The 5,937-nt window shown below is 73.7% G+C and carries 7 protein-coding genes; 5 read left to right on the top strand and 2 right to left on the bottom strand.

Annotated elements, in window-relative coordinates:
* The coding region (locus tag L2I40_RS17720; protein ID WP_237216521.1) for a hypothetical protein at nucleotides 1-209 on the top strand (209 nt) is incomplete at its 5' end.
* A gap of 4 nt (nucleotides 210-213) precedes the next feature.
* On the opposite strand, the gene L2I40_RS17715 is transcribed toward L2I40_RS17720, so the two are convergent.
* The gene (locus L2I40_RS17715) at nucleotides 214-693 is read right to left on the bottom strand and encodes a nucleoside deaminase (protein WP_237216520.1); all 480 of its coding nucleotides are present in this window, start codon (nucleotides 691-693) and stop codon (nucleotides 214-216) included.
* A gap of 49 nt (nucleotides 694-742) precedes the next feature.
* Between L2I40_RS17715 and L2I40_RS17710 the strand changes: the two genes are divergently transcribed.
* The 4 genes from L2I40_RS17710 (at nucleotide 743) to L2I40_RS17695 (ending at nucleotide 5,443) form a co-directional block, all read left to right on the top strand.
* On the top strand, nucleotides 743-1,771 hold the full coding sequence (locus L2I40_RS17710) for an LLM class flavin-dependent oxidoreductase (protein ID WP_237216519.1): 1,029 nt from the start codon (nucleotides 743-745) through the stop codon (nucleotides 1,769-1,771).
* Nucleotides 1,772-2,152: 381 nt separating this feature from the next.
* A complete protein-coding gene (locus tag L2I40_RS17705) occupies nucleotides 2,153-2,788 on the top strand; it encodes a Spy/CpxP family protein refolding chaperone (RefSeq protein WP_237216518.1) in 636 nt (211 codons plus the stop codon).
* 1 nt (nucleotide 2,789) lies between these two features.
* Nucleotides 2,790-3,032, top strand: coding sequence for a DUF2933 domain-containing protein (locus L2I40_RS17700; RefSeq protein WP_237216517.1), 243 nt, complete (start codon nucleotides 2,790-2,792; stop codon nucleotides 3,030-3,032).
* Between the two features lie 5 nt (nucleotides 3,033-3,037).
* Entirely contained in the window at nucleotides 3,038-5,443 is a 2,406-nt protein-coding gene (locus L2I40_RS17695) for a heavy metal translocating P-type ATPase (protein ID WP_372491075.1), read from the top strand.
* A 297-nt stretch (nucleotides 5,444-5,740) separates the two neighbouring features.
* Here the strand turns inward: L2I40_RS17695 and L2I40_RS17690 are convergent, their stop codons facing one another.
* On the bottom strand, nucleotides 5,741-5,908 hold the full coding sequence (locus L2I40_RS17690; RefSeq protein ID WP_237216515.1) for a hypothetical protein: 168 nt from the start codon (nucleotides 5,906-5,908) through the stop codon (nucleotides 5,741-5,743).
* Nucleotides 5,909-5,937: the final 29 nt, after the last annotated feature.

Genomic DNA, 5,937 nt, shown 5'->3' with positions numbered 1-5,937 from the left:
GCGAGCCGGCGGAGCCCGCCGGCGGCCGCGCCGATCGCGACCTGCTCGCGGAGACGCTGCGCGACCTCGACGGCCCAGGCGCCGGCGCACCGGGAAGGGCCGTCGCGGCGGCGCGGCAGGCCGATGGCGGGCGCGACCTCGACGACCTGCCCGAGATCGCCACGCTGCCGCAGCCGCAATACGCCAGCCTGGCCGACCTGCTCGGCTGAACGCTCAGTAGGGGATCTTGTCGGGCTTCGCCGCCCAGGCCTGGAACACCTCCAGCGCCTCGGCGGCGAGCAGGCGGCGCATTGGCAGGCTGCGCGTCTCGATCGCCTTCGGGACCTCGTCGTAGAGCCACTGGTCGTCGAAGCCGATCGCGGCCGCGTCGTCGCGGGCGTTGCCGAAGACCACGGCGTCGAGGCGGGCCCAGTAGGCGGCGGCGAGGCACATCGGGCAGGGCTCGCAGCTCGTGTAGAGCGTCGCACCCCGCAGGTCGAAGCGGCCGAGCGCGGTGCAGGCGCGGCGGATCGCCACGATCTCGGCATGGGCGGTCGGGTCGTTGGTGGAGGTGACCTGGTTCCAGCCCTCGGCGATCACCTGGCCGTCCTTGACGACCACTGCGCCGAAGGGGCCGCCCGCGCCGCCCTCCATGCCGCGGCGCGACAGCGCGATGGCGTGGCGCATGAACGCCGCTTCGTCAGTCTCACGCATCTCGACGCTGTCCCGGCCAGGCCCTTATCTGCATCGAGGAGGTATCGGCATGCGGCTCGACCTGTCCATCCTCGACCAATCGAGCGTCGCCTCGGGCCGCAGCCCGGCCGAGGCGATCCGGGAGACGCTGGCGCTCGCGCAGCTCGCGGATCGCTGGGGCTACCGGCGCTACTGGCTGGCCGAGCACCACAACAGCGCCTCGCATGCGGGAACCGCGCCCGAGATCCTGATCGCGGCGATCGCCGCGACGACGCAGCGCATCCGCATCGGCAGCGCGGGCGTGATGCTGCCGCACTACTCGGCGCTGAAGGTGGCGGAGCAGTTCCGGGTGCTGGAAGCGATCGCGCCGGGGCGCATCGACCTCGGCGTCGGCCGCGCGCCGGGCAGCGACGGGCGCACCGCCTTCGCGCTCAACCCGAACGCCAACGAGGCGGCGGAGCGGTTTCCCCAGCAGGTCGGGGAGCTGATGGGCTGGCTCGGCGACGGGCTGCCGGTGAACCATCCCTTCGCCGCCGTTCGCGCGCAGCCGGAGGGGCCGACGCGGCCCGAGCTGTGGATCCTCGGCAGCAGCGATTTCGGCGCGCAGCTCGCGGCCTATTTCGGCCTGCCCTACTGCTTCGCGCATTTCATCACCGACGGGCGCGGCAGCGAGGAAGCGATGGCGATCTATCGCGACGGCTTCCGGCCGCAGCAGGCGCCGGGGCGGCTCGCGGCGCCGCATGGTGCGCTCGCCGTCTTCGCGCTGACGGCGGGGACCGAGGCGGAGGCGTGGCGGCTTTTCAAGTCGCGCGAGCTCTGGCGGCTGTCGCGCGACCGCGGCGTCTATCCGCCCCTGCCGAGCGTGGAGGAGGCGGAGGCCTACGCCTATTCCGCCGAGGAACAGGCGAAGGTGGAGCGCATGCGGCAGCGGGCCATCGTCGGCGCGCCGGAGCAGGTGCTGGCGAAGCTGCGCGATGTGGCGGCCGCGCATGGCGCGGCGGAGGTGGCGGTGCTGACGCCCTGCCACGACCCGGCGGCGCGGCAGGCGAGTTTTCGCCTGTTGGCCGAGGCGAACGCGGCGCTGCCGGCGGCGGCGTAAAGCCACTTTACCGCTTTGGTGCTTTGGCGTCGCGGGCCCGGTTTCGGACAAACGGCCGGGCCGGCCGCCCGCATGTCGGTTTCGGACAAACTCGCCGGAGCGTCGCCGGGGCGGTCGCTTCGGACAAATCGGTCGGGCGCCGGCGCGGTGCGCGTTTCGGACAAATCGGCGGCTCCCGGACTGCGGGGCGGCGGGGCGGATGACGGCCGGTGGCCGGCCATGTCAAAGAGCGCAGCCAGCGTGACAGGAATAATATCCTGAGTCCAGACTGAAGCCGGCCTGCGCGCCGCTTCCGCCAAGCTGATGACCGCCGACGAACCGGATGGGCGCTGGATCGCTTTGACGAATCAGCTTCCGCCAGGTGCGGGCGCGAGGACCGCCATGAGGACGATCAGCAGCATCACCGTCGCGGCGCTCCTGGCCGCCGGGCTTGGCGGCGCGCCCCTCGGCCGCGCGCAGGCGCCGGCCGGGCCGCACGACGACACGCACCATCCCGACGAGACGCCGCCACCGCCCGCGCCGGCACCCGCGCGCCCGACGCCCGGCATGGGGATGGGCATGGGAATGGGCATGGCCGGCCCCGGCGGCATGCGAGGCGGCATGCCGGGCGGCGAGATGGATCGCATGATGCAGATGATGCGGATGGCGCAGGAGCGCGGCGGCGCCGCGGACATGCACCTCCGCCGCATCGAAGGGCTGCTCGGCTATGTCAGGGCGGAACTCCGCATCACCGAGGCGCAAGCCGCGCAGTGGACCGCCTTCGCCGACGCGGTCCGGGCGCAGTCCCAGGGGCTCCGCGCGGCGATGCGGACCGCCATGGTGGAGGATCCGCGCCCGGCGCCCGCGCCGCAGCAGATGGCGCGACGGATCGCCTTCCTTTCCGCCATGCTCGAGGCGATGCGCGGCGTCGCGGCCGCCGCTGGTCCGCTCTATGCCGTGCTGTCGGAGGAGCAGCGCCGCACCGCCGACGAGCTGATGGCGGAGCATGTCCGCGCCATGCGGATCGGAATGCCCTGAGATGGCGCCGGCCCCGCACGCCACGGCGACGACCCGGCCGCGCTGGTGGCGAACGCCGACCGGCATCGCCGCCGTCGGCATCGCCGCCGTGGTGGCCTTCTACGTCCTGCGGGAGCATTGGGGTCACGCGCTCGGCCTGCTGCCTTACCTGCTGCTGCTGGCCGGTCCGCTGGCGCATCTCCTCGGGCACCGCGGGCATGGGCGGCACCACGGCGGCACGCGCGGCGCCGGCGGCGGGGACTGACCCGGATGGGCGCGGCAGGACATGTCCACGGTCGGCACGACGGGGCCGACGGGCATCGTCGCCCGGATGAACCGACGGACGGAGCCACGCGCACGGCGACGGACCCGGTCTGCGGGATGACGGTCGATCCCGCCGTCACGCCGCACCATGCGGAGCATGCCGGCACGACCTTCCACTTCTGCTCCGCCGGCTGCCGGACCAAGTTCATCGCCGACCCGGCGCGCTTCGTGCACCCGCAGACGCCGCGGCGCGCCGATCCCAAGCCGGCGCTGCGCGCCGAGCCGGTGCCGGCCGGCACGATCTACACCTGCCCGATGCACCCGCAGATCCGGCAGCCCGGCCCCGGCAGCTGCCCCATCTGCGGCATGGCGCTCGAACCCGAGATGCCGACCGAGGCGACCGGCCCCAACCCGGAACTCGTGGACTTCACCCGCCGCTTCTGGATCGGGCTCGCGCTCACCGTGCCCCTCATCCTGCTGGAGATGGGCGGGCATCTCACCGGGCTGACCCACCTCCTCGGCGGGCCGCGCATCGGCAACTGGATCCAGCTCGGCCTGGCGACACCCGTGGTTCTCTGGGCGGGCTGGCCCTTCTTCGCGCGCGGCTGGGCGAGCCTGCGGAACCGCTCGCTGAACATGTTCACGCTGATCGCGCTCGGCACCGGCGTCGCCTGGATCTTCAGCGTCGCCGCGACCGTCGCACCCGGCCTGTTCCCCGCCGCCTTCCGCGCGCCGGACGGATCGGTCGCGGTCTACTTCGAGGCCGCCGCGGTCATCGTCGTGCTGGTCCTGCTCGGCCAGGTGCTGGAACTGCGCGCGCGGGAACGGACGGGCGGCGCGATCCGCGCGCTGCTCGACCTCGCCCCGCCGACGGCGCGGCGCATCGGCCCGGATGGCGCGGAGGAGGAGGTGCCGCTGGCGCATGTCCATGTCGGCGACCGGCTCCGCGTGCGGCCCGGCGACAAGGTGCCGCTCGACGGCGAGGTGCTCGAAGGCCGGTCCAACGTGGACGAGAGCATGGTCACCGGCGAGCCGATCCCGGTGCCCAAGGCGGCCGGCGCCCGCGTGGTCGGCGGCACGCTCAACGGCCAGGGCAGCTTCGTCATGCGGGCCGACCGCGTGGGGCAGGACACGGTGCTCGCGCAGATCGTGCGCATGGTCGCCGGCGCGCAGCGCTCCCGCGCCCCGATCCAGCGGCTGGCCGACCAGGTCTCGGGCTGGTTCGTGCCGCTCGTCGTGGCCGTCGCGGTGCTCGCCTTCCTCGCCTGGTCGGTCTGGGGACCGGAGCCGCGCCTGACCTTCGGGCTGATCGCCGCGCTGACCGTGCTGATCATCGCCTGCCCCTGCGCGCTCGGCCTCGCCACGCCGATGTCGATCATGGTGGGGGTGGGCCGCGGCGCGCAGGCCGGCGTGCTGATCAAGAACGCCGAGGCGCTGGAGCGGCTCGAGCGGATCGACACGCTCGTCGTGGACAAGACCGGCACGCTGACCCGCGGGCGCCCGGAGGTGGTCGCGGTGGTGCCGGCGCCGGGCATGGCCGAGGCCGAGCTTCTCCGCCTCGCGGCGGGGCTCGAACGCCCGAGCCAGCACCCGCTGGCGGAGGCGGTCGTCCGCGCCACGACCAGCCGGGGCATGGCGATCCCCGCGGTGGAGGGCTTCGACGCGCCGGCCGGCCGCGGCGTCACCGGCACCGTCGAGGGCCGGGCGGTCGCGATCGGCAATGCGCGGCTGATGCAAGAAGCCGGCATCGATCCCGGCAAGCTGGCGGAGGCGGCGGAGCGGCTGCGCGGCGACGGCGCGACGGTGTTCTTCGTCGCCGCCGACGGCGCGCCCGCCGGCCTGATCGCGGTGGCCGACCCGGTGAAGGACACCGCACCCGCGGCGCTCGCCGCGCTGCGGGACGAGGGCGTGCGCGTCGTCATGCTCACCGGCGACAACCGCACCACGGCGGAGGCCGTGGCCCGCCGCCTCGGCATTACCGAGGTGGAGGCGGAGGTGCTGCCCGAGGACAAGCAGCGCATCGTGGAACGGCTGAAGGCGGAAGGCCGGCGCGTCGCCATGGCAGGCGACGGGGTGAACGACGCGCCGGCGCTGGCTGCCAGCGATGTCGGCATCGCGATGGGCACCGGCACCGATGTCGCGATCGAGAGCGCCGGCGTCACGCTGCCGGGCGGCGACCTGACCGGAATCGTCCGCGCCCGCCGGCTGTCGCGCGCGGTGATGCGCAACATCCGCGAGAACCTGTTCTTCGCCTTCGCCTACAACGCCGCCGGCGTGCCGGTCGCGGCCGGGGTGCTCTACCCGTTCTTCGGCATCCTGCTCTCGCCGGTGATCGCCGCGGCGGCGATGGCGCTGTCCTCCGTCAGCGTGGTGGGCAATGCGCTGCGGTTGCGCGCGGCGCGGGTCGGGTAGCGGGTTCCGAGGCTCCGCAGGGTCTGGCCGCCGCGTGATCGCAGGCGTTGTCACGTTCCGGTGAGAGGTGTCACAACGCTGGTTCGTCGGCTGGCAAGCGGCGGCGTGCCGGTCAAGGTTTGGACAGGTTGAAATGGTCGAGTATCTTTAACTTGGATGTGTGCCTGACCGCTGAGCGCATCAGAGATGCCAGCGCCCGCCGTAAGGGGGGCCGCACAACGCTCCACAGTTCGCGGTGCGTGAGGTTCGGACTCGAGGCTGCCAGGCACGGCCTCGAGCGGCCACCGCCCTGGACTGTCACCCTGGATGGCTGATCCGCCCGCACAGGCGCCAGATCTGGAACAACTCCGCCAGGAGCGGGCGGCACTCGCGCACGAGGTCGAGCGGCTGCAAGGGGATCTCGCGGCGGCCCGGCGGCTCGCGGCGCGCCGCGACGAGGCCGCGGCGGCGCGGGAGAGCCGCCATGCGGGTCGCCTAGCGGCGTCCGAGGCGCG

This window comes from Falsiroseomonas oryziterrae, from assembly GCF_021864505.1.
In the GTDB taxonomy this organism is placed as follows: domain Bacteria; phylum Pseudomonadota; class Alphaproteobacteria; order Acetobacterales; family Acetobacteraceae; genus Falsiroseomonas; species Falsiroseomonas oryziterrae.
The sequence above is the reverse complement of the archived record's forward strand: the minus strand, read 5'-3'. Positions and strand labels throughout refer to the sequence as shown.

What these genes read in the sequence shown, in the direction of transcription:
- L2I40_RS17715 (WP_237216520.1), bottom strand. Translation starts at nt 693, where the DNA reads ATGCGTGAGACTGACGAAGCGGCGTTCATGCGCCACGCCATCGCGCTG.
- L2I40_RS17710 (WP_237216519.1), top strand. Translation starts at nt 743, where the DNA reads ATGCGGCTCGACCTGTCCATCCTCGACCAATCGAGCGTCGCCTCGGGC.
- L2I40_RS17705 (WP_237216518.1), top strand. Translation starts at nt 2,153, where the DNA reads ATGAGGACGATCAGCAGCATCACCGTCGCGGCGCTCCTGGCCGCCGGG.
- L2I40_RS17700 (WP_237216517.1), top strand. Translation starts at nt 2,790, where the DNA reads ATGGCGCCGGCCCCGCACGCCACGGCGACGACCCGGCCGCGCTGGTGG.
- L2I40_RS17695 (WP_372491075.1), top strand. Translation starts at nt 3,038, where the DNA reads ATGGGCGCGGCAGGACATGTCCACGGTCGGCACGACGGGGCCGACGGG.
- L2I40_RS17690 (WP_237216515.1), bottom strand. Translation starts at nt 5,908, where the DNA reads ATGGCGGCTCTCCCGCGCCGCCGCGGCCTCGTCGCGGCGCGCCGCGAG.